The following is a 21,059-nucleotide window of genomic DNA, read 5'->3' on the forward strand; positions in this document are numbered from 1 at the left end:
TATCGGTAGTTAACCCTTCCTCCTACACTCTCCACAATCATGTCCGAGCGTTGCACTTATTATCTGAATTCGCGCTCCCTTTTCATTCCGCAAAATAAAACTTAGAAATTTTTATTTCATTTCCCATTGCAACCGGGAGCAATGCCATTGCGCGTTTTCACTGCACCCGAGAGCAAAAAAAGCCGAAATCGTCCTCTCCCCTGCACGAGAGAAGACGAAAATAGCGGGGAAAAGTTAACGGGATGTAATGGTTTCCGCAGGACCGAACACGGGATAGTCAGGCAGGCTGACCTGCTGATACGGCTCCCAGCCACCGCCCAGCGTTTTATACAACGCGACCAGATCCAGACGGCTCTGCACCTGCGCCTGCTCTGCCTGTTGCTGCGCCTGTGCCAGCTGGCGCTGGGCATCGAGTACATCAATAAAGGTTGAAATGCCTTGCCGATAGCTGTCGTTCGCCAGCCGGAAGGCCGTTTCCAGTGCGTCCACGGTCTCATTCAGTTGTGTCGCCTGCTGCTGATCGGTGCGGTAGCTCACCAGCGCATTCTCCACATCCTGCAAGGCACTCAGCACTGTCTGACGATAAGCCAGTGCGGCGCTGGCCTGCTCCGCCCGCGCCAGTTTGACGCTGGACACCAGTCGTCCGCCCTGGAAAATCGGTATCGACAGCGACGGGCCGAAGCTATAGAAATGGCTGCTCCAGTCATCAAGATAGCTGACATGCGTGTTGCGCACGCCAATCTGCCCGGTCAGCGAAAAACTCGGGAACAGCTGTGCCACCGAAACGCCGATGTTAGCCGTCGCGGCATGCAGGCTGGCTTCCGCCTGACGAATATCCGGGCGGCGGCGCGCCAGCTGCGACGGTACACCCACCGGCACCAGTGCCGGTAACGGCGGCAGCGGTTTACTGGCATTAAGCTCCGCATCCAGCGCGCCCGGCGGCTGGCCGGTTAATACCGCCAGCCCGTTCATCGCCTGCTGTGTCTGCGCCTGGTAGCGCGGCAGCTGAGCACGCAGCAAACTGAGTTGCGCGCGAGCGTTTTCCACATCCAGCTGTGGCGCAAGGCCATTGCGCTGCTGGCTCTGTGTCAGCTCCAGCGTCTGCTGCGCCACATCAATCTGCGTCTGCAGCGTCTGGCTGACCGCCTGTGCCCCGCGCAGTTGCAGATATACCCGCGCCACTTCCGCCTGCAGGGAGACCAGCGCATCATTGCGTTGCTCCAGCGACTGCTGCTGTTGCGCATCAGCCATCTCCACCTGACGGCGCACCTTGCCCCACAGATCCAGCTCCCAGGCGGCATCGAAACTGCCCTGGTACAGCGTGACAGGTTTCGTTAAACCATCCAGCGCAGAACGCAGCTGCGGGTCAATCTCATTGACGCTGTCATAGACGCCATTGGACTCCAGCTCGCCTTTAATTCCCAGTTGCTGGCGCGTAACGCCCACTTTGCCATTCAGGGAAGGAAACCAGCCGCCACGCGCCTGGCTCAGTTGCTCACGCGCACCGGCGATACGCAATACCGCCTGTTGCAGCGACAGATTGCCTGCAATGGCACGCGTAATCAGGCTGTCCAGTTGCGGGTCCTGAAAGGATTTCCACCACTGCGGCTGGGTCGCGGTCGCCTGCGGCGAGGATGTCTCCGCCGTCTGCATCGCACGATAACGGACCGCGCTGTCATTTTTCGGTGCCTGGTAGTCAGGGCCAACAGTACAGGCGGTCAGCGCCAGCACCACCAGCAGGCCGCTGTGCTTCAGGAGAAAAGTCATATCAGTGTGCTCCCGGGCTGCCCTGGCTTTTGATCGGCGAAAGCAGTAAACAAAATGGAATCATGCATAGCGCCACGACACCAAGACCAATAAAAACATCGATATAGGCCAGAAAACGCGCCTGCGCCAGCATCTCTTTATACAGCAGGCCGCTGGCCGTCGTCAGCGGATCGCCCACCGCATGGGTGAAATCGCGGATGGCCTGCGCCCAGCGATCCAGCGTCAGGTTAAACGGCTCATGGAGGGGCGTCATATTGTGCACCATCCCGGCACTGCGCGCCTGCGCGCGGTCGGTAATGGCTGCGGTCGACAGCGAAATGCCTATCGACCCCGCCACATTGCGGAACATGGTAAACAGTGCGGCAGCGTCGGCGTTCAGCCGTTGTGGAATCGAGATAAAGGCGATAGTGGTCAATGGCACAAACAGGAAGCCCAGCCCCAGTGACTGGGCGCTGCGCATCAGCGTCAGGGTGGCGAAATCAACATCCGGCGTCAGGGTGGCGGAATAAAACATGGAGACGCACAGGCAGGTAAAGCCAAAGGCAATAATCCAGCGTGTCTGTACCCGCGGCATCAGCTGCAACACCAGCGGAATGGTCAGCACCACCAGCACCGCCCCCGGCGACAGCACCAGCCCCGACCAGGTGGCGGTATACCCCAAATCCTGCTGCGCCAGCTGCGGCAGCACCACGGAGCTGCCATACAGAATCATCGCCATACCGGCCATTAACAGGCAGGCGATGGCAAAGTTACGATCTTTCAGACAGCGCAGATTCACCACCGGTTTACGCGCATACAGCAGCCAGTAGACGGCTCCCACCAGGCCAATCGCCGTCAGCACGGCAAACAGACGAATAAAGTCAGAAGAGAACCAGTCGTCATCTTCGCCACGGTCGAGCATCACCTGCAGACAGCCCAGTCCGAGGGTGATAAAACAGATACCGATATAGTCGATACGCAGTTTGCCCTTCGCCCACTTACGCTCCCACGGCGGATCTTCCAGCAGCTGATAAATCGCCAGCACTGTCAGAATGCCTACCGGGATATTAATGAAAAATACCCAGCGCCAGCTGTAGTTATCGGTGATCCAGCCACCGAGCGTTGGCCCGACAATCGGCGCAACAATAATGGAGATGGACGCCAGACCAAACGCTTTACCGCGATCTTCCGCTTTGAAATAGTCCAGCAACACCGACTGCTGTACTGGCTGCAGACCGCCGCCAAAAAAGCCCTGCAATACGCGAAACAAAATAATTTGCCACAGCTCAGTGGCGATGCCACAGAGAAACGAGCAGACGGTAAACATCACAATGCAGATCAGGAAATACTGTTTACGGCCAAACACCCGGCTGAGAAACGCCGAGATCGGCAATACGATGCCATTCGCCACCAGATAAGAGGTCAGCACCCAGGTCGATTCGCTGTAGCTGGAAGAGAGCGAGCCAGCGATATGCGGCAGCGCCACGTTGACGATAGTGGTATCGAGGATCTCCATAAAGACCGCCAGCGTGACGATCATCGCCACCAGCCAGGGATTACTGGCCGGTTTCCAGCTTTCGCTCTCGTGGTGGCTCATTCCACGGTGACCTTCGGTTCAACCGACAGACCGAGCGGCAGCGGTTTATCCGCATCCAGCCCTTTGTCGATCACGATTTTAACCGGTACGCGCTGGACGATTTTGACAAAGTTACCGGTGGCGTTTTCTGACGGGAAGGCGGAGAAGCGCGAGCCGGAGCCCATCTGAATGCTGTCGATATGTCCTTCCAGCTTCATCTCCGGCCAGGCATCGACAGTGATCTCCACCTTATTACCCGGACGCATCCGCTCCAGCTGCGACTCTTTAAAGTTGGCAGTGATCCACACCTGCGGCGACACCAGTGAAAACAGCGCCGTGCCCGCCTGCACCAGCGAACCGGGCTGCACATTACGACGGGTCACAAAACCATCGTAAGGCGCACGCACTTCACTGTATGACAGGTTCAGCTCGGCGGTCGCCAGTTGCGCCCTTGCCTGCCCGACCTGCTGCTCACGTGCTTCGACATTGGTTTCCTGCTGACGAATCTGCAGCTGCACCTGCGACGCCACCGCCACCAGGGCTTTGGCGCTCTGTAACTGTGCCTGCGCGGCACGCAGCTGAGCGCTGGCGCTGTCGATATTGCGCTGCGAGGTCGCACGCGGATCGACTCCACGTAAACGGCGATAATCCGCCTGCGCATTCAGGAAGTTTGCTTCCGCTTTCGCCTGCTCCGCGAGTGCCTGATCGCGCTGCGCCGGATACTGCACGCGCGACAGCTCCAGCTGCGCCTGCGCCTGATGTAACTGGGCAATCGCCAGACCAAGCTGCGCCTGTGCCTGATCGCGTTGTGCGCCACTATCCCGCGGGTCAATCAGCACCAGCAGGTCACCCTTTTTCACCCGCTGGTTATCTTTCACCAGCAGTTGCACCACGTAACCCGACGTTTTCGGCGCAATAGTGACTGCATCACCTTCGGTGTAGGCGTCATCCGTCGTTTCGATATGGCGATTCGCCAGCCAGTACCACAGCGCGACTATCAGCATCACCAGCACTACGATCGCCAGCACCACCAGCGGCTTTTTGCCCGGGCGCTGATGTGGTGTCTCATCGTTGTCGGCAGAAGAAGATGAGGCGTTGCCTTGCTGATGCGCGTCGGCAGAGGACGGCTTATGCTCTGAAGTTGTCATAATTCTCACAGTATGTGCCGGGCCAGACCCGGCCCGTTAAGTGCAGACTGCTATTAACAATAGGAAGAATAAAGACAAATGCCAGGGGTAATTGACAATTCCGGATTAGGATGAGATTGGGTTATCAGTTTGCCCTGGCCGGGCGCAGAATTTATCAGCCGAACAACAGGCTATACAGCGCCCAGCCGCTGAATGCCGCCCACAGTAACATCGGCACCGAGAACAGATGGAAGCGCCACCAGATCGCGCGATCCTTCGCCATGCGCAGGGCAATCAGGTTCGCCAGCGACCCCGGCAGCAGGCCAAAGCCACCAATATTGACCGCCCAGGCCAGCAGCGTACTGGCAGGCAGCGTGCCCAGCAGCAGAATGGTGGCCGGTACGTTACTGATAATCTGCGACAGCCAGATGGCCAGCAGATACACACCGCTCTCGCCCAGCTGTGAGACCTGATGCAGTGGCTGCTGCAACAGCGGCAGGCGGGTCAGCAGAAACACATCGATAAACATCACGATAAATACCGCCAGCAGGCTCCAGTCGATGGTCAGCAGTACCCGGCGTGCCATCAGCAGGAAGATCAGCCCCACCAGCAGTAATCCCCAGCCCGCCAGTTGCAGCTCCAGCGCAACAATAAACAGCACATACATCGCCACCACCGTGAACAGCAGCGGCTTCTGCCAGCCATTGACCTCGTCCTGCGCGTGACGCTGGATCTGGCGGCGGCTGAAGCTGAACCAGGTCAGCACCAGCAGGCTGATCAACAACCATGCCGCCAGCGGCAGCATGGTCAGGATAAAGGCAGAAAAACTGAGCTGACCATGATTCCACAGCAGAATATTTTGCGGGTTGCCAATCGGTGTCAGCAGCGAACCGGCGTTCACCGCCAGCGCTTCAAAGATAATCAGGCGTGACACCGGCAGGCTGGAGAATTTACGCAGTGTCAGGGTGAGCGGCACGAGGATAAACAGCGCCACATCATTGGTCAGGAACGTCGACAGCAGTGCAGCGCCCGCCACCATAAACAGCGCCAGCGTGCGCTCATGCTGAAAACGGTGGATCAGGCGACGCCCGAGCACCTCGAAATAGCCGCTGGCTTCAATGCCTTTGGTCAGCATCAGCAGGCCACACAAGGTGATAATGGTATTCCAGTCCACCGCCGCGGGCAGTTCACGCAGCTGAAACGGCGCAAAACACCATAACAACGCCGCAAGGATCAGTAACAGATGCAGAAAACGGTCATGCAAAAACGGTTTCAACAATGTTGACATGCTGGCTCACTGCTCAGGCGTGGCGGGAATTAACCCCGGTTCTGGTAAAACTGCTGGAAAATCGCCAGGGTTTCGTCACTGACATGGTGCTCAATGCCTTCGGCATCGCGGCGCGCGGTATCCGGGCTGATGCCCAGCGCCAGCAGGAATGTCTCGACGATATGATGACGCTCGCGGCTCTCCTGAGCCAGCTTCTCACCTTCGGCAGTAAGAAAGACACCGCGATACGGCACCTGCTCCACCAGACCAGTCGTGGCAAGGCGTTTCAACATTTTGGCCACCGTCGGCTGGGACACACCAAGCCGTGCGGCCATATCCACCTGCCGCGCTTCACCAAATTCACGGATCAGGTCGGAGATCAGTTCGACATAGTCATCAATCAGCTCGCGACGATGGGCCTCGCGAACCTGACGAAATCCTTCGACATGCTCCTCGATATCTTTCAGCGGGCCATTCAGGCTGGCAACTGCGGGTTTGGCGCGACGACTCATAAACTTCCTCTTCTTATTAGCCTGCGTTTTTGACTGCCTTGCAGGTCTGTGCTGGCACATTGTAAACGAAGCTCCAGCAAGAACAAAGAATATGGTAAATAGCACTGGCTATAGGGTATAGCCCATGCTATAACTGTTCATAAAGCGATCATGCCATCATCGCGCTGAGGAGGCCGCCATTATGAATGAACCCTTCCTGCTGTTAATGATGTTCCTGCTGTTCGTCGGCGGGCTTTGCCTGTTACTGAATCGCCGCTAAACACGAGGAAACGGTATGTACGTGAGCAATAAAGTGATGCCAGGTTTTGCATCACAGGAGGTTACCAGAATGAAAGCACCTTTGATTTTGCGGCTGTTGTGCCGGTCGCCCTTCACACTGCGGCTGATGCTGTTAGAGATGCTGACTGCACCACGGAAGCCTGAAGATCAGGCTTCCTGATTGTTTCTGCACTAAATTTGTATCCCGCCTCACAGAAAGATCACATCCTGCTGGTTGCCTTTACCAAAAACGAGGATTATCTTGCCATGCCTTTTCGTGAGAGTGCTGGCAAAAACGGTTCCGCTCCGTCCCCCCTCCCATTCAAAACGAGTGCTTCAGGCCATACGTCTTCCTGCTTATGCTGAAGATGCAGTTATTGCGTCATATAAAAAAGAAAAAATGAATCTGACTTTAATTAAAACCGCCGCCGTCGGCAGTTTTCGCCAGCTGTTAAGTCCGTGGGCTGGACTCTATTTATTGCTGTCATTACTGCTGAATCTGGCGCTCGGCTACACACTCAGCCTGCTGTATACCTTTGCCTTTACCGCCCTGCTGATTCTGCTGGCGAATCGCCTGCCGCGGACACAGAAAATCGTGATCCTGTTCTGTACGCTGCTGGCTGCTGCTTATTATCCGTTTGGTCAGGCCTATGGCCCGCCTAACTTTAATACCCTGCTGGCGCTGCATTCGACCGATGTGGCTGAGGCCAGCGAAATTCTGCAGATCTTCCCGCCGCTGGATTACGCCATTGCGGTGGGGATTTTCCTGCTCGGTATACTGGCGCTGCGCCGTAAACCGCAGGCGGCGCATGCCTGGTCACAGCTGGAAATCGCCAGCCTTGCCTTTGTGGCCGTGGCTTCGCTGACACAGCCGACGCTGAATAAACTAGCGGGCTATCCATTTAGCCTGACCGATGCCGGTTTTCCGCTGGTGCGTTTTGTTAAAGATACCGTGGTCAGTAAATTATCGGTAGATGATGAGATCGCCCGGATGAATCAGCTGGTTTCGTTGCAGGATGGCTGGACGATCAGCGCAGTGAAGCCGACGCGCCAGCTGTATGTGATCGTGATTGGCGAAAGCGCGCGCCGTGATGCGCTGGGCGCGTTTGGCGGCAAATGGGATAACACACCGTTTGCCAGTTCGGCGAAGGGGCAGTTCTTTGTCAATTACACCTCGGCAGCCTCCTCAACACAGAAGTCACTGGGGCTGACACTCAATCGGGTGGTCGATGGCAAGCCACTGTATCAGGATAATATTATCAGCCTGGCGAACCGCGCCGGTTTTGAAACCTGGTGGTTCTCCAATCAGGGGCAAATCGGCAAATATGACACGCCTATCGCCAGCATTGCGCGCCGTGCCGATCACGTCTGGTTTATGAAACAGGGCGATTTTGAGGCCGACAAAGCCACCCGCGACGACGATATGCTGAAACTGGCGCCGGAAGCCTTTAAGCAGCCGCTGGATGCTCCGCGCCTGCTGGTGTACCACATTATGGGTTCCCACCCAAAAACCTGTGATCGCACTCAGGGTCAGTACCGTGATTTCGTCCACTCGACGGAAACCTCATGCTATTTATACAGCATCACCCAGACAGACAGTTTCCTGCAGCAACTGCAGCAGCAGTTGCATAACAGCGGGTTAAACTATTCGCTGATCTATTTTTCCGATCACGGCATGGCATTTAAAGAAAAAGGCACGAAGAATGAGTTTCTGACGCACGATGATAAATATCAGCAGAATTTCCAGGTGCCGATGTTTATTACGTCCAGCGGCGACAGTAAACATCAGATAATTAAAGCGGCACGCTCGGCCAATGATTTTCTGCAGCTGTTTGCGCAATGGACAGGTATCAGCAGTGAACAGATTAAACCGCGCTACCGGTTTATTTCGAATGACAAAGGCTCGCCAGTGTATGTCACCAGCTTTAAATTACAGCGGGTGGAATATGCGCAGCTGAAGCAGGATGCATTTGCGCGCTAAGAGGTGGTCGCCCCAGGTATCCCGATAAGGCAGACCCCGTCCGGGATTGCAGGCAAAAAAAATCCGCCACAGGGGCGGATTTTTTCTTCGCGTGTGTCGCGCAGGGTCAGCTAAATTAGAAGCTGTAACCCACACCAGCAACCCAGGTGCCGATGTCAACACTGCGGATACGGCTCTGCTCGTAACCCACGTCCAGAGCAACGTTCTGGATTGGGTTGAACTGCAGACCAGCACCGTAGGTGAAGCCGTAGTCGCTGCCGTCGTAACGTTCACGATCTGCGCCATTCACGTTCACTTTACCGTAGCTCACACCGACAACGCCGTAGATGCTTGCCCAGTCGTTGAAACGGTATGTAGGACCACCGGTGATGCCGTAGTACTGGCCTTTGTTATAGAAACCGTCAACGGTCTGGTTCTTTTCGGTATAGGTGAAAGAACCGATCCAACCCAGTGGATCGCTGCCGTTTTCGTAGCGATATTTCAGGTTGAAGCCGTTAGCTTTGTTTACAACGCCCTGAGCGTCGCTCTGCGCGTAACCTGCGGTAACAGTGCTCTGCGCCATTGCAGAACCAGCGGATACAGCCAGTACGCAAGCCAGTGCTGAAAGACATGCAATTTTTTTCATAACCACCTCAAATGTGAAACTACTTATCTCCTGACAACGCTGGAAAATATAACAAAAAACAGCAAGAAACTCTGCCCGCAAATTGTTGTCTAACACAATGTTTGGTGTAACAGAACGTTAATGAAGTTTTGTATGTCATTCTTTTTACTTATGTTTATTGTGATAATCTGATGACTATACCCCGCGATAAAAAATCGCTCATTGAGATAATTCTTAAACCAGCCTGACATTTATTTACCTGAATCGACCTGTTTTGACGCTTCTTGCTAACATTTTTTCCCTCCGCTCAGGTTTTTTTCCTGCGTCCTCCATTACACTGTCGGCTGATTTGGTCAAACCGATGGAATTTAAGGCAGGTAAACAGGATGTCATCCCCGCAAAAGCAGTCACCCGTCTGGCTGCCGCTTCTGGTTCTTCTCATTGCCATGATCTCGATTCAGGGCAGCGCGTCGCTGGCGAAAACGCTGTTCCCGGTGGTTGGCGCGCCTGGCATTACAGCACTGCGTCTTGGCCTGGGCACGCTGATTCTGTGCGTGATTTTTAAGCCGTGGCGGCTGCGTTTTCGCCGCGAACAGCGGCTGCCACTGCTGATGTATGGTCTGGCACTGGGTGGCATGAACTATATGTTCTACCTGGCACTGCGCACCGTGCCACTGGGTATCGCCGTGGCACTGGAGTTTACCGGTCCGCTGACGCTTGCATTGCTCGGTTCACGTCGTTTGCTGGATTTTGTCTGGGTCGCGCTGGCGGTACTCGGGCTGTGGTTCCTGTTGCCGCTGGGGCATGATATTTCCAGTGTCGACCCGCTCGGCGCAGCACTGGCGGTCGGCGCTGGTGCATGCTGGGCGCTGTATATTATCGCCGGACAGAAAGCCGGGTCAGAGCACGGCCCGGCCACGGTAGCAATGGGTTCGGTGATCGCCGCAATCGTCTTTGTGCCGGTTGGCCTGACTTTTGCCGACAGCGGCATCTGGCAGCTGTCACTGATCCCGGCAGCTATCGCGATCGCCATTTTGTCCAGTGCTCTGCCCTATTCGCTGGAGATGATTGCGCTGACCCGTTTGCCTGCACGCACCTTTGGCACCATGATGAGCCTGGAACCGGCAATGGCGGCAATGTCCGGCATGCTGTTCCTCGGCGAAGTGCTGACGCTGGTGCAGTGGCTGGCGCTGCTGGCAATCATTGGTGCATCGATTGGTGCCACACTGACTCTGCGACCGAAGAAAACGCAGCTCGATGCGGTAAGCGATATTCGCGAATAACATTTTTCTCGCATCCTGATATTCAGCCCGCCACGGGCTGAATATTTTCCATAATATTTAAACCTGAATGACGAATATATTTCACCGTTGCGTTACATCATTAAAAAATGCGCTTAAATCAAACCTGTTATTACCTGAAAGAGAATGATAAATATTCTCAATAGCACTATCGATGATATTTAAATTCAGCGCGGGCAACAGGTTATTGCTATCCGACTAATAGGCAGCAACGTTACTGCAGGATTTAAAACCAGTGCTATACTTATTTCCATCTTATTCAGGCAACCACATTAAGAGGATATTAATGATGAGTACCGCAAAACTGGTTAAAGCAAAAGCGTCCGATCTGATTTACACCCGTAATGACATGTCAGACAAAGACAAAAAAGCCACTATCGAGGTGCTCAACCGTCTGGTCACTGAGTTAGTTGATCTGTCACTGATCACCAAGCAGGCGCACTGGAACATGCGCGGCGCTAACTTTATCGCTGTACATGAAATGCTGGACGGCTTCCGCACCGCCATTAATGAACACCAGGACACCGTGGCAGAACGTGTGGTTCAGCTGGGTGGCGTGGCACTGGGCACCACGCAGGTGGTCAATAACAAGACGCCGCTGAAAAGCTATCCGCTGGACATCCACAGCGTGCAGGATCACCTGAAAGCGCTGGCGGACCGTTATGCCGTCGTGGCAAACGACCTGCGTAAAGCCATCGGTGACGTTCCGGACGAAGACAGCGCCGATATCTTCACTGCAGCATCGCGCGATCTGGATAAGTTCCTGTGGTTTATCGAGTCTAATATCGAGTAGCACGCCTTCCTGCGGCGGCATCAGCCGCCGCATTCAGTCCTCATTTTCAGTGATTTCAGCAGAAAATTGATCGCGTTAACATATTCTCAACTATCCTGTTCCTCGCTCCCCCGATTTAATGCTTTAGTGGATGCCGTGCCGCTGCACCACAATGATCTTAATGCGCCATTTTGGTGCCTCATTTTGGTGCTAAGCACGCAAAGCTAAAGATTAAGTTTCCATTGGACGGATTAACCCGCTGTTTTTTAACGATATGAAAAGTTGGCATAGTTTTTTCATATGGCAGCGGGCAACACAACAACGGGGCCTGCCCCGACTCAGGATAAGGACAAGATGATGAAGTCAATTTTGAAGGTTTCTCTTGCCGCGCTGACGCTGGCATTCGCTGTTTCTTCCACTGCTGCAGACAAAAAACTGATCGTCGCTACCGATACCGCATTCGTTCCGTTTGAATTCAAACAGGGTGATAAATACGTTGGTTTCGATATCGATCTGTGGGACGCAATCGCTAAGGAACTGAAGCTAAGCTATGAGCTGAAGCCAATGGACTTCAGCGGCATCATTCCGGCACTGCAAACCAAAAACGTCGACCTGGCGCTGGCGGGCATCACCATTACCGACGAGCGTAAAAAGGCGATCGACTTCTCCGAAGGCTACTACAAAAGCGGCCTGCTGGTGATGGTGCGTGAAAACGAGAAAGATGTGAAAGGGATCAGCGACCTGAACGGCAAAGTTGTTGCCGTGAAAAGTGGCACCGGTTCTGTTGACTATGCGAAAGCAAACATCAAAACCAAAGATCTGCGTCAGTTCCCGAACATCGATAACGCCTACATGGAGTTAGGCACTAACCGTGCCGATGCGGTGCTGCACGATACGCCAAACATCCTCTACTTCATCAACACTGCCGGCAAAGGCCGTTTCAAAGCGGTTGGTGAGTCCATCGAAGCTCAGCAGTACGGTGTTGCTTTCCCGAAAGGCAGCGACGACCTGCGTGAAAAAGTGAACGGCGCGCTGAAAACCCTGCGTGAAAACGGCACTTACAACACTATCTACAAAAAATGGTTCGGTACCGAGCCTAAATAATAATTTAAACTAACCCACGTGGTTTGATTTGCAGGGGCGGCATTACGTCCCTGCATTTTTCCATTTCAACAAAAATGTTTTTCGTTCAGGAGTAAGTATCATGCAGTTCGACTGGAGCGCCATCTGGCCAGCTCTGCCCATCCTGCTGGAAGGCGCCAAAATGACGCTGTGGATTTCGGTCCTCGGTCTGGTTGGCGGCCTGATTATCGGCCTGGTGGCCGGTTTTGCCCGCGCTTATGGCGGCTGGATTGCCAGCAACATCGCGCTGGTGTTTATTGAACTGATTCGCGGTACGCCAATCGTGGTGCAGGTGATGTTTATCTACTTCGCCCTGCCAATGGCCTTTACCGACCTGCGTATTGATCCGTTCAGCGCCGCCGTGGTCACCATCATGATTAACTCCGGCGCGTATATCGCCGAAATTACCCGTGGTGCCGTACTGTCCATCAACAAAGGCTTCCGTGAAGCGGGTCTGGCGCTGGGTCTGTCGCGCCGTGAAACCCTGCGTTACGTGATTATGCCACTGGCACTGCGCCGCATGCTGCCACCGCTGGGTAACCAGTGGATTGTCAGTATCAAAGATACCTCCCTGTTTATCGTGATTGGCGTGGCGGAACTGACGCGCCAGGGACAGGAAATTATTGCGGGTAACTTCCGTGCGCTGGAGATCTGGAGTGCGGTTGCGGTTATCTATCTGATTATTACGCTGGTGCTGAGTTTCGTTCTGCGTCGCATTGAAAAAAGGATGAAAATCCTGTGATTGAGTTTAAAAACGTATCCAAGCACTTTGGTCAGACCAAGGTGCTGCATGACATCGACCTGAAAATCAACCAGGGCGAAGTGGTGGTGATTATCGGCCCAAGCGGCTCCGGTAAATCCACCCTGCTGCGCTGCATCAACAAACTGGAAGAGATCACCAGCGGCGAACTGATTGTTGACGGCCTGAAAGTAAACGACCCGAAAGTCGATGAGCGCCTGATTCGTCAGGAAGCGGGCATGGTGTTCCAGCAGTTCCATCTGTTCCCGCAGATGAGCGCACTGGACAACGTCGCGTTCGGTCCGATTCGCGTGCGTGGCGCGAAGAAGGAAGATGCACAGAAGCTGGCGAAAGAACTGCTGGCGAAAGTGGGCCTCGCTGAGCGTGCGCACCACTTCCCGTCTGAGCTTTCCGGTGGTCAGCAGCAGCGTGTGGCGATTGCCCGTGCGCTGGCAGTGAAACCGAAGATGATGCTGTTTGATGAGCCAACCTCTGCGCTCGATCCGGAACTGCGCCACGAAGTGCTGAAAGTAATGCAGGATCTGGCGGAAGAAGGCATGACCATGGTGATTGTGACCCATGAAGTCGGCTTTGCGCAGAAAGTGGCGTCACGTCTGATCTTTATCGACAAAGGCCGCATCGCGGAGGATGGTGACCCGGATACCCTGATCACCAACCCACCAAGTGCGCGTCTGCGTGAGTTCCTGCAGCACGTGTCCTGATGCTTAAGCCCCTTCCCCCGCTTGCGGGGGAAGGGGCTGCACTGTGCACACTTTCGCACCCTGCACCCACTCATTACTCATTACTCATTACTCATTACTCATTACTCATTACTCATTACTCATTACTCACTACTCAGTTTCAGCCTAATCCCAAAAACCTCACATTCCTCCCCCACGCCACCAGCCCCGCTATACTTGGTTGTCGACGCTGTTTTTCGTGCCGCAACAGGAGGATACAATGCTGGCTCACTCCCGACGATTTGTCTGCCACGGTTTTTTACTGCTGATGCTGCTGGCTGGCGTCAGTTTGCAGGCGCAGGCGGTCTCTCTGCCAGCCGCCAGCGTTGCGGCACAACAAAGCCAGTCATCGCAGCCTGCGGAGGCCAGTGCGGAGCAGCCGAGCGTCGAAGAGAAACGTGCTGCCTATGCCGCGCTGGCGAATATCCTGCAAAACGAACAGTCGCGCGGTGAACTGATTGAGCAGTTGCGTAATGCCGCTACCACGCCGCCGGAAAGCAGTGAGCCAGTGCTTACCCCGCCGACAGAAGAAGCGGAAGATAAAACCGTACTGCAGGGATTAACCGATGTCAGCCGTCACTACGGCACTGCCTTCGCCTCACAGTTTGCCGAGCTGCATAACAGTATCCTCTCCGCCCCCCACAAAACCTTCAACCAGCAAACCTTCTTCAATGCCGTCAGCCACTTTCTGATGCTGGCAGCCGCGCTGTTTGCCTTCTGGTGGCTGATCCGCTGGCTGGCAATGCCACTGTATCGGCGCATGGGGCGCTGGGGACGTGATAAAAACAGTGAACGATCCAGCTGGCTGCATCTGCCTGCGATGATTATCGCCGCCTTTGTAATTGACCTGGCGTTGCTGGCGCTGTTTGCCGGCCAGTTTATGAGTGACTACCTGAATGACAATAACCGCACCATCGCCCGCCAGCAGGGACTGTTTCTTAATGCCTTTGCCCTGGTCGAATTCTTTAAGGCGGTGTTGCGCTTAATCTTCTGCCCGAAAGTGCCGGAACTGCGGCCGTTCCGCATTGCCGATAACCGCGCGCGCTACTGGAATACCCGTCTGAGCTGGCTAAGCGGCGTGATTGGCTACGGCCTGCTGGTGATCGTGCCGATTGTCAGTAACCAGGTGAATCTGCAGACCGGTGCACTGGTTAATGTGGTGATTATGGGACTGATTACCGCCTGGGCGCTGTATCTGATTTTCCATAACCGGCGCAATATTCAGCATGAACTGGTGGCGCTGGCAGAGCGCAGTATGTCGTTTTTCGCGCTGTTTATTCGCGCCTTTGCGCTGGTGTGGCACTGGCTGGCAAGCGCTTACTTTGTGGTGCTGTTCTTCCTGTCGCTGTTTAATCCGGGCAACAGCCTGCAGTTTATGATGTCAGCTTCCGTACGCAGCCTGGCGATTATTGGCCTCGGAGCGCTGGTCTCCGGCATTCTCAGCCGCTGGATTGCCAAAACCATTACCCTGTCGCCTGATTTGCATCGCCACTATCCCGAGCTGCAAAAGCGCGTCAATGGCTGGGTGTCGATGTTGCTGAAAATCGCCCGTATCCTGACCGTATTTGCCGTGATCCTGATGCTGCTGAATGCCTGGAATCTGTTCGACCTGTGGCACTGGCTGACCGTCGGGGCCGGTGAGAAAATGGTGGATATTATTATCCGCGTGCTGGTGATCCTGCTGTTCTCAGCGGTGGGCTGGACGCTGCTGGCAAGTCTGATTGAGAGCCGTCTGGCCTCCGATTCCTATGGCCGCCCGCTACCGAGCGCACGCACCCGCACACTGCTGACGCTGTTTCGCAACGCGCTGGCGGTGGTGATCAGTACCATCACCATTATGATTGTGCTGTCGGAAGTCGGGGTGAATATCGCCCCGCTGCTGGCGGGTGCGGGCGCGTTAGGGCTGGCGATCTCATTCGGCTCGTAAACACTGGTAAAAGATATTATCACCGGGGTGTTTATTCAGTTCGAAAACGGTATGAACACCGGCGATCTGGTCACCATCGGCGCGATTACCGGTACGGTGGAACGCATGTCGATTCGCTCCGTCGGCGTGCGTCAGGATACCGGTGCGTACCATATTATTCCGTGGTCCTCGATTACCACCTTCGCCAACTTTGTGCGCGGAATTGGCTCGTTTGTCGCCAACTACGATGTGGATCGCAATGAAGACAGCGAGAGAGTGAACGCCACCCTGCAGAGTGCGGTAAAAGCGTTGATGGAAAAAGAAGAAATCCGTGCACTGGTGATTGGCGAACCGTCGTTTGCCGGGCTGGTCGGCCTGACCAACCAGGCCTTTACCGTGCGCGTGTCGTTTACCACCCAGCCGCTGAAGCAGTGGACGGTACGTTTTGCGCTGGATGATATGGTGAAAAAACACTTCGACGCCGCAGGTATTAAAGCGCCACGCCAGACGGTGCAGGTGTTACAGACCGGCACCGACGTGAATGGCGCCGCAGGCGCAGGGGCGCTGTCCGCCCCGGAATAAGGCTTACCTGCTCAGCAGGCGGGTTCGGGCCGCTTTATCGAAAAAGCTCCAGGCGATAAACCGGCTCTGTTTCTGTCCCTGTGCCATATCGACAATCCGCACCTGCACGGCACCCGCCTGCTCGAGCGCACGGCGCAGATCGGGCAGGTTTTCCTTGCGTGATACCAGCGAGGTAAACCAGATGCACTGGCGGGCGAAGTCGACGCTTTCGGTAATCATGCGGCCGATAAAGGCTTTCTCGCCACCTTCACACCACAGTTCATCCTGCTGGCCGCCAAAGTTCAGCGGCGCGTTTTTATCCAGTCCCAGATTACGCAGTTTACGCTGCGTGCCCTGCTGTGCATCACCGGCAGAAGCGTGGAATGGCGGATTACACACGCTGGCATGGTACAGCTCATTTTTATGAATCACACCGCGGAAGATGGCGTGATTATCCTTCTGACGACGCAGGCGGATGCCCTGTGCCAGACCGGCATTGGCAGCGATAATCGCATTGGCGGATTTGATCGCCTGCTCATTGCTTTCCGAGCCGGTAAAACGCCAGCCATATTCACGGAAACCAATCAGTGGATAGATGCAGTTCGCTCCACAGCCGATATCCAGCACGTTGATGGCACGCGGAACCACACGCTGATGATCTTCCGCCAGCAGGTCGGCAAGATGGTGAATATAATCGGCACGGCCAGGCACCGGCGGGCAGAGGAAGCCGTCGGGGATCGCCCAGTGTTCAATCTGATAGTGGAAATGCAGCAGCGCCTGGTTGAGCACTTTCACCGCTTCGGGATCGGCGAAATCCACCGATTCATTGCCGTACTGGTTCACCTGCACAAAGGGTGCCAGCGCCGGATGGCAGACGATCAGCGCAGCGAAGTCGTAACGACCGCGATGGCGGTTGCGTGGGTGAAAAAGGGGTTTCTCAGCAGGCTGTTTCATCAGAATCTCTCGTAGTGGCTCGGCGCGTAAGATACAAGCTGAGAGATACAGCGTAAACCACCACGACGCTTTTTCTTCTCTTGCGCGTGGTGGTGATAGCGTTATGACTCGCTTTGCACGTTAATCGCCTGCAGTGAGCGCGGGTCTTTCAGCAGCGCAGCTGACTGCGCGATCTCCGGCGCCAGCCAGCGATCTTCCTGCCAGCTCGCCACCTGTGCGCGCAACAGTTGCCAGGCCTGCTGTGTGCCCTGCCCGGCTTGATCTGCACCATGGAAATCGAGCGCCTGCGCCGCCAGCAGATATTCAATTGCCAGAATCTGGTACAGATTCTCCACCAGCTTCAGCAGCTTCAGCGCCGAACTGGTGCCGAGGCTGAGGTGATCTTCCTGCAATCCCGAGGTGACAAAATTATCCAGCACTGCCGGTTGCGCCAGCTGACGGTTTTCGCCACACAGGGCGGCCGCGACATATTGCGCAATCATCATGCCGGAGTTGACGCCGGGCTGCGCCACCAGAAACGCCGGTAATCCGCTGACCAGCGGATTAATCAGCCGGTCCAGTCGCCGCTCGGCAACGCTGCCGATTTCTGCCAGCGCCATCGCCAGCACATCGGCCGCCATCGCCACCGACTCGCCATGCGGATTAGCCTGCGACACCACCCGCCAGTTATCCGGCGTGCCCAGCACCAGCGGATTATCCGTGGCGGCATTCAGTTCGGTGACAATCTGCTGCGCGGCATGGGTAAACTGATCGCGGCACGCGCCGTGGATTTGTGGCATTGAGCGCAGACTAAGCGCATCCTGAGTCCGCCCCCCCTCGCTGCTGGCGATAATCTGGCTGCCACTCAGCAGCTGGCGCAGACGCTGCCCGACACGCTGAATCCCCGCACTGGCTTTCAGCGCCAGAATTTCTGCGTCAAAAGCGACAATCTGACCACGCAATGCTTCGAAGCTCATCGCCCCGGTGATATCCGCCCAGTCCAGCAGGCGGCTGGCATCGTCCAGCGCCAGGCAGGAGAGCCCGGTCATACAGGGGGTGCCATTTACGAGGCTCAGCCCCTCTTTCGCCCCCAGCGGACAGATGCTGAGTCCTTCCGCCGCCAGCGCCTCGGCCGCGCTGACCACCTGCCCGCGATAACTGACATTACCAATGCCAGTCAGCGCCAGCCCGACATGGGCCATATGGGTGAGATAACCGACTGACCCTTGTGAGGGAATGTGCGGGGTAATCTGATGGTTCAGCAGCACCAGCAATGCGCGCACCACCGTCGCCGAAATGCCCGATTTGCCGTGGCTGTAGTTGGCAATCGCCGCACAGATAATGGCACGTGCCTGCTCATCACTCAGCAGCGGCCCGACGCCGCAGGCGTGGCTCATCAGGGTATTGCGTGACAGCTGACTCAGCTCATCATCGCTGAGCGTAATATTGCACAGCGCGCCTAATCCGGTATTGATGCCATAGGCAATCTGCCCGGCGGCAACGATGTTATCGACAATCTGCCGCGCATTCTCAATACGCTGCCATGCCGCGACGGTGAGGGTCAGCTGCGCGCCACCGCGTGCTACCGTCACCACGTCCTGCCAGCGCAGGGGCGCATCGCCCCAGTTAACCTGTATGCTATTCACATAATCCTCACGTGGCTCAGTGATGACGGGAAATAAACTGCTGGAAACGCGGCGAACCACCGGCACCAAACATCTCGTCCGGCGTGCCCTGACAGTCAATCATGCCCTGATGCATAAACACCACCCGATTGGAGACATTACGCGCAAAGCCCATCTCATGGGTGACCACCAGCATGGTACGCCCCTCTTCCGCCAGACTGCGCATCACTTTCAGCACTTCGCCAACCAGCTCCGGGTCAAGCGCGGAGGTCGGTTCATCAAACAGCATCACTTCCGGTTCCATCGCCAGTGCGCGGGCAATCGCCACCCGCTGTTGCTGGCCACCAGACAGTTGTGAGGGATAAAAGTCTTTGCGATTTAATAAGCCGACACGATCGAGTATTTTCTCTGCCTGTTCGATGCACTCTTTACGGTTTTTCTTCATCACATAGTGCGGCCCTTCAATCACATTTTGCAGCACCGTCATATGCGACCACAGATTAAAGCTCTGGAATACCATGCCGAGTCGCGAACGGATCAGCTCCACCTGTTTATGGCTGGCAGCCAGCTGATGACCGCGACTGTGGCGCTTCATCTCAATGGTTTCACCACTGACGCTCACCACACCAGAATCCGGCGTTTCCAGCAGGTTAATGCAGCGCAGGAAGGTACTTTTCCCCGAGCCACTGGCACCGAGGATCGAGATCACATCCCCTTTGTATGCTTCCAGAGAGATACCTTTCAGCACCTCCAGTGAGCCGAATGACTTATGGATATCACGCATAGCAAGGGTTACGGGACGATTATGGCTCATGTTTCTCTCCGGCAGCTAACGTCGCGGCAGGTGCAGGTGCGTCCGTTAACGGACGCGGACGCGGCGACAGACGACGTTCAACCCAGGCAAACACCTGTACGATAATAAAGTTAAGAATCAGATAGATCAGCGTGGCACAGATAAACACTTCCATGGTGCGGTAGGTGCGCTGAATAATTTGCTGCGCCACGCCAGTGACATCCCACACCGTCACCAGGCTCGCCAGCGCGGTGGATTTCACCAGCAAAATCGCCTCTGTCGAGTACGCTGGCAGCGCATAGCGCAACATCACGGGCGCGATAACGCGGCGCAGCAGCAGCCAGCGCGACATGCCACACGCCAGCCCGGCTTCAATCTGCCCGGCCGGGATCGCCAGCAAACCGCCACGCAGGATCTCGGCGGTATACGAAGCGGTACACAGCGCCAGCGCGACGACGGCACAGGCAAAAGGTTCACGCAGCACCGGCCAGACAACACTCTGCCGCACCAGCTCAAACTGCCCCAGTCCGTAATAAATCAGAAACAGCTGGATCAGCAACGGTGAGCCGCGAAACACCAGAATATAGCCACGGGCAAAACTGCTCAGCAAGCGGTTTTTGCTCATGCGCAGCGCCAGAATCACCAGCGCCAGCAGGCCGCCCAGCGCAAAGGAGGCGAAAAACAGTCCCAGCGTCACCGGCAGCGCCGTCAGCAGCTTAAGAAAGATTTCAGTCAGAAACGGGAAATCAATCATCAGAGGCTCCGGGCTCAGTTCTGCGCCGCCGTGCGACTTTGATGGGCGCGGCCAAGGCGTTTTTCTGCGCGACGGAAGGCACTGTTCGACAGCACCGTCAGCACCAGATAACAGGCCGCTCCAATAAGGTAAAAGGTGAAATACTGGCGCGTCGACCCGGCCGCCACCTGGCTGGCACGCATCAGCTCGACAATACCGGTGACGGAAATCAGCGCCGAATCTTTCAGGCTCATCTGCCAGACATTGGACATGCCCGGCAGCGCATAGCGCACCACCTGCGGCACAATAATGCGCTGCAGCACCCGCCATTTCGGCAGGCCGATGGCGTACGCGGCTTCGATCTCACCGGGTGCCAGCGCCAGACGGGCAGCGCGATAGACTTCACCCTGATACGACCCGGAGATCAGACCGATCGCCAGCGCACCAATCAGAAACGGCGGCACTTCGATAAAGCCGTCCGCGCCAAACAGCTGGCCAATCTGGGTAATCAGTCCGGAGCCGCCAAAGTAGAACAGGTAAATAATCAGCAGCTCGGGAATGCCGCGGAAAATGACGGAGTAGCCGTCGCCCAGCCAGCGCACCGGGCGGCGTGGCGACAGCTTGGCGGCTGCCACCCCTGCGCCGACCACCGCTCCCACCATCAGCGCCACCAGCGACAGCAGCAAGGTGGTTAACGCCGCGCTGAGGATCAGACCGCCCCAGCCATTTTCACCAAAACCCAACATGGCCATCATGACTGCAC

General features: G+C 55.9%; 17 protein-coding genes and 1 pseudogene. 7 read left to right on the forward strand and 11 right to left on the reverse strand.

The features are described from left to right. Positions 1-234 precede the first annotated feature (234 nt). The 5 genes from ACSZO1_RS13025 to mntR all read right to left on the reverse strand — a co-directional run bounded on the left by ACSZO1_RS13025 (position 235) and on the right by mntR (position 6,228). Positions 235-1,767: an efflux transporter outer membrane subunit gene (locus ACSZO1_RS13025; protein ID WP_437613182.1), complete on the reverse strand. Its 1,533-nt coding sequence runs from the start codon at positions 1,765-1,767 to the stop codon at positions 235-237. Position 1,768: 1 nt separating this feature from the next. Continuing rightward, positions 1,769-3,343, reverse strand: a complete 1,575-nt coding sequence (locus tag ACSZO1_RS13030) for a DHA2 family efflux MFS transporter permease subunit (protein ID WP_437613184.1) — start codon at positions 3,341-3,343, stop codon at positions 1,769-1,771. After that, on the reverse strand, positions 3,340-4,470 hold the full coding sequence (locus tag ACSZO1_RS13035) for an HlyD family secretion protein (protein ID WP_437613186.1): 1,131 nt from the start codon (positions 4,468-4,470) through the stop codon (positions 3,340-3,342). The genes ACSZO1_RS13030 and ACSZO1_RS13035 overlap by 4 nt, the downstream gene beginning before the upstream one ends. Positions 4,471-4,624: 154 nt before the next feature. Further along, positions 4,625-5,737, reverse strand: a complete 1,113-nt coding sequence (locus ACSZO1_RS13040; protein WP_437613188.1) for an SLC13 family permease — start codon at positions 5,735-5,737, stop codon at positions 4,625-4,627. Between the two features lie 29 nt (positions 5,738-5,766). Beyond that, positions 5,767-6,228, reverse strand: coding sequence for a manganese-binding transcriptional regulator MntR (gene mntR, locus ACSZO1_RS13045; protein WP_437613190.1), 462 nt, complete (start codon positions 6,226-6,228; stop codon positions 5,767-5,769). A gap of 658 nt (positions 6,229-6,886) precedes the next feature. Between mntR and ACSZO1_RS13050 the strand changes: the two genes are divergently transcribed. Further along, on the forward strand, positions 6,887-8,467 hold the full coding sequence (locus ACSZO1_RS13050) for a phosphoethanolamine transferase (RefSeq protein ID WP_437613192.1): 1,581 nt from the start codon (positions 6,887-6,889) through the stop codon (positions 8,465-8,467). A 115-nt stretch (positions 8,468-8,582) separates the two neighbouring features. Here ACSZO1_RS13050 and ompX read toward each other — a convergent pair whose 3' ends face one another. Continuing rightward, positions 8,583-9,092 carry an outer membrane protein OmpX gene (ompX, locus tag ACSZO1_RS13055; RefSeq protein ID WP_437613194.1) on the reverse strand — a complete coding sequence of 170 codons (510 nt, stop codon included), beginning with the start codon at positions 9,090-9,092 and terminating at the stop codon, positions 8,583-8,585. A gap of 365 nt (positions 9,093-9,457) precedes the next feature. Between ompX and rhtA the strand changes: the two genes are divergently transcribed. The 6 genes and pseudogenes from rhtA (at position 9,458) to ybiO (ending at position 16,233) form a co-directional block, all read left to right on the forward strand. Further along, positions 9,458-10,354, forward strand: coding sequence for a threonine/homoserine exporter RhtA (rhtA, locus tag ACSZO1_RS13060; RefSeq protein WP_437613196.1), 897 nt, complete (start codon positions 9,458-9,460; stop codon positions 10,352-10,354). A 307-nt stretch (positions 10,355-10,661) separates the two neighbouring features. Continuing rightward, positions 10,662-11,165 (forward strand): DNA starvation/stationary phase protection protein Dps, encoded by a 504-nt coding sequence (dps, locus tag ACSZO1_RS13065; protein ID WP_437613198.1) that lies wholly within the window; start codon positions 10,662-10,664, stop codon positions 11,163-11,165. Between the two features lie 336 nt (positions 11,166-11,501). Continuing rightward, on the forward strand, positions 11,502-12,248 hold the full coding sequence (glnH, locus tag ACSZO1_RS13070; protein ID WP_437613200.1) for a glutamine ABC transporter substrate-binding protein GlnH: 747 nt from the start codon (positions 11,502-11,504) through the stop codon (positions 12,246-12,248). A 100-nt stretch (positions 12,249-12,348) separates the two neighbouring features. Beyond that, entirely contained in the window at positions 12,349-13,008 is a 660-nt protein-coding gene (glnP, locus tag ACSZO1_RS13075; RefSeq protein WP_437613202.1) for a glutamine ABC transporter permease GlnP, read from the forward strand. Next, positions 13,005-13,727, forward strand: a complete 723-nt coding sequence (glnQ, locus tag ACSZO1_RS13080; protein WP_437613204.1) for a glutamine ABC transporter ATP-binding protein GlnQ — start codon at positions 13,005-13,007, stop codon at positions 13,725-13,727. The genes glnP and glnQ overlap by 4 nt, the downstream gene beginning before the upstream one ends. 286 nt (positions 13,728-14,013) lie before the next feature. Next, positions 14,014-16,233 (forward strand): annotated as a pseudogene (ybiO, locus tag ACSZO1_RS13085) (mechanosensitive channel protein). A gap of 3 nt (positions 16,234-16,236) precedes the next feature. Here ybiO and rlmF read toward each other — a convergent pair. From rlmF to ACSZO1_RS13110, 5 genes are all read right to left on the reverse strand, one after another. Continuing rightward, positions 16,237-17,166, reverse strand: coding sequence for a 23S rRNA (adenine(1618)-N(6))-methyltransferase RlmF (gene rlmF, locus ACSZO1_RS13090; RefSeq protein ID WP_437613206.1), 930 nt, complete (start codon positions 17,164-17,166; stop codon positions 16,237-16,239). 101 nt (positions 17,167-17,267) lie between these two features. Next, positions 17,268-18,782, reverse strand: a complete 1,515-nt coding sequence (locus ACSZO1_RS13095; RefSeq protein ID WP_437613226.1) for an HAL/PAL/TAL family ammonia-lyase — start codon at positions 18,780-18,782, stop codon at positions 17,268-17,270. Positions 18,783-18,807: 25 nt separating this feature from the next. Continuing rightward, positions 18,808-19,584: an ABC transporter ATP-binding protein gene (locus ACSZO1_RS13100; RefSeq protein ID WP_437613208.1), complete on the reverse strand. Its 777-nt coding sequence runs from the start codon at positions 19,582-19,584 to the stop codon at positions 18,808-18,810. Further along, positions 19,574-20,317, reverse strand: a complete 744-nt coding sequence (locus ACSZO1_RS13105; protein WP_437613210.1) for an ABC transporter permease — start codon at positions 20,315-20,317, stop codon at positions 19,574-19,576. Before ACSZO1_RS13105 ends, ACSZO1_RS13100 begins: the two co-directional genes overlap by 11 nt. Before the next feature lie 14 nt (positions 20,318-20,331). Continuing rightward, the gene (locus ACSZO1_RS13110; protein WP_437613212.1) at positions 20,332-21,051 is read right to left on the reverse strand and encodes an ABC transporter permease; all 720 of its coding nucleotides are present in this window, start codon (positions 21,049-21,051) and stop codon (positions 20,332-20,334) included. Positions 21,052-21,059 lie beyond the last annotated feature (8 nt).

This window comes from Erwinia sp. V71, assembly GCF_965644245.1.
In the GTDB taxonomy this organism is placed as follows: domain Bacteria; phylum Pseudomonadota; class Gammaproteobacteria; order Enterobacterales; family Enterobacteriaceae; genus Erwinia.

Coding starts and splice junctions, on each gene's coding strand:
- ACSZO1_RS13035 (WP_437613186.1), bottom strand. CDS start 4,470: ATGACAACTTCAGAGCATAAGCCGTCCTCTGCCGACGCGCATCAGCAA.
- ACSZO1_RS13110 (WP_437613212.1), bottom strand. CDS start 21,051: ATGATGGCCATGTTGGGTTTTGGTGAAAATGGCTGGGGCGGTCTGATC.
- ACSZO1_RS13105 (WP_437613210.1), bottom strand. CDS start 20,317: ATGATTGATTTCCCGTTTCTGACTGAAATCTTTCTTAAGCTGCTGACG.
- ACSZO1_RS13040 (WP_437613188.1), bottom strand. CDS start 5,737: ATGTCAACATTGTTGAAACCGTTTTTGCATGACCGTTTTCTGCATCTG.
- glnH (WP_437613200.1), top strand. CDS start 11,502: ATGAAGTCAATTTTGAAGGTTTCTCTTGCCGCGCTGACGCTGGCATTC.
- ACSZO1_RS13050 (WP_437613192.1), top strand. CDS start 6,887: ATGAATCTGACTTTAATTAAAACCGCCGCCGTCGGCAGTTTTCGCCAG.
- ompX (WP_437613194.1), bottom strand. CDS start 9,092: ATGAAAAAAATTGCATGTCTTTCAGCACTGGCTTGCGTACTGGCTGTA.
- ACSZO1_RS13100 (WP_437613208.1), bottom strand. CDS start 19,584: ATGAGCCATAATCGTCCCGTAACCCTTGCTATGCGTGATATCCATAAG.
- rhtA (WP_437613196.1), top strand. CDS start 9,458: ATGTCATCCCCGCAAAAGCAGTCACCCGTCTGGCTGCCGCTTCTGGTT.
- mntR (WP_437613190.1), bottom strand. CDS start 6,228: ATGAGTCGTCGCGCCAAACCCGCAGTTGCCAGCCTGAATGGCCCGCTG.
- ACSZO1_RS13030 (WP_437613184.1), bottom strand. CDS start 3,343: ATGAGCCACCACGAGAGCGAAAGCTGGAAACCGGCCAGTAATCCCTGG.
- rlmF (WP_437613206.1), bottom strand. CDS start 17,166: ATGAAACAGCCTGCTGAGAAACCCCTTTTTCACCCACGCAACCGCCAT.
- dps (WP_437613198.1), top strand. CDS start 10,662: ATGAGTACCGCAAAACTGGTTAAAGCAAAAGCGTCCGATCTGATTTAC.
- glnP (WP_437613202.1), top strand. CDS start 12,349: ATGCAGTTCGACTGGAGCGCCATCTGGCCAGCTCTGCCCATCCTGCTG.
- ACSZO1_RS13025 (WP_437613182.1), bottom strand. CDS start 1,767: ATGACTTTTCTCCTGAAGCACAGCGGCCTGCTGGTGGTGCTGGCGCTG.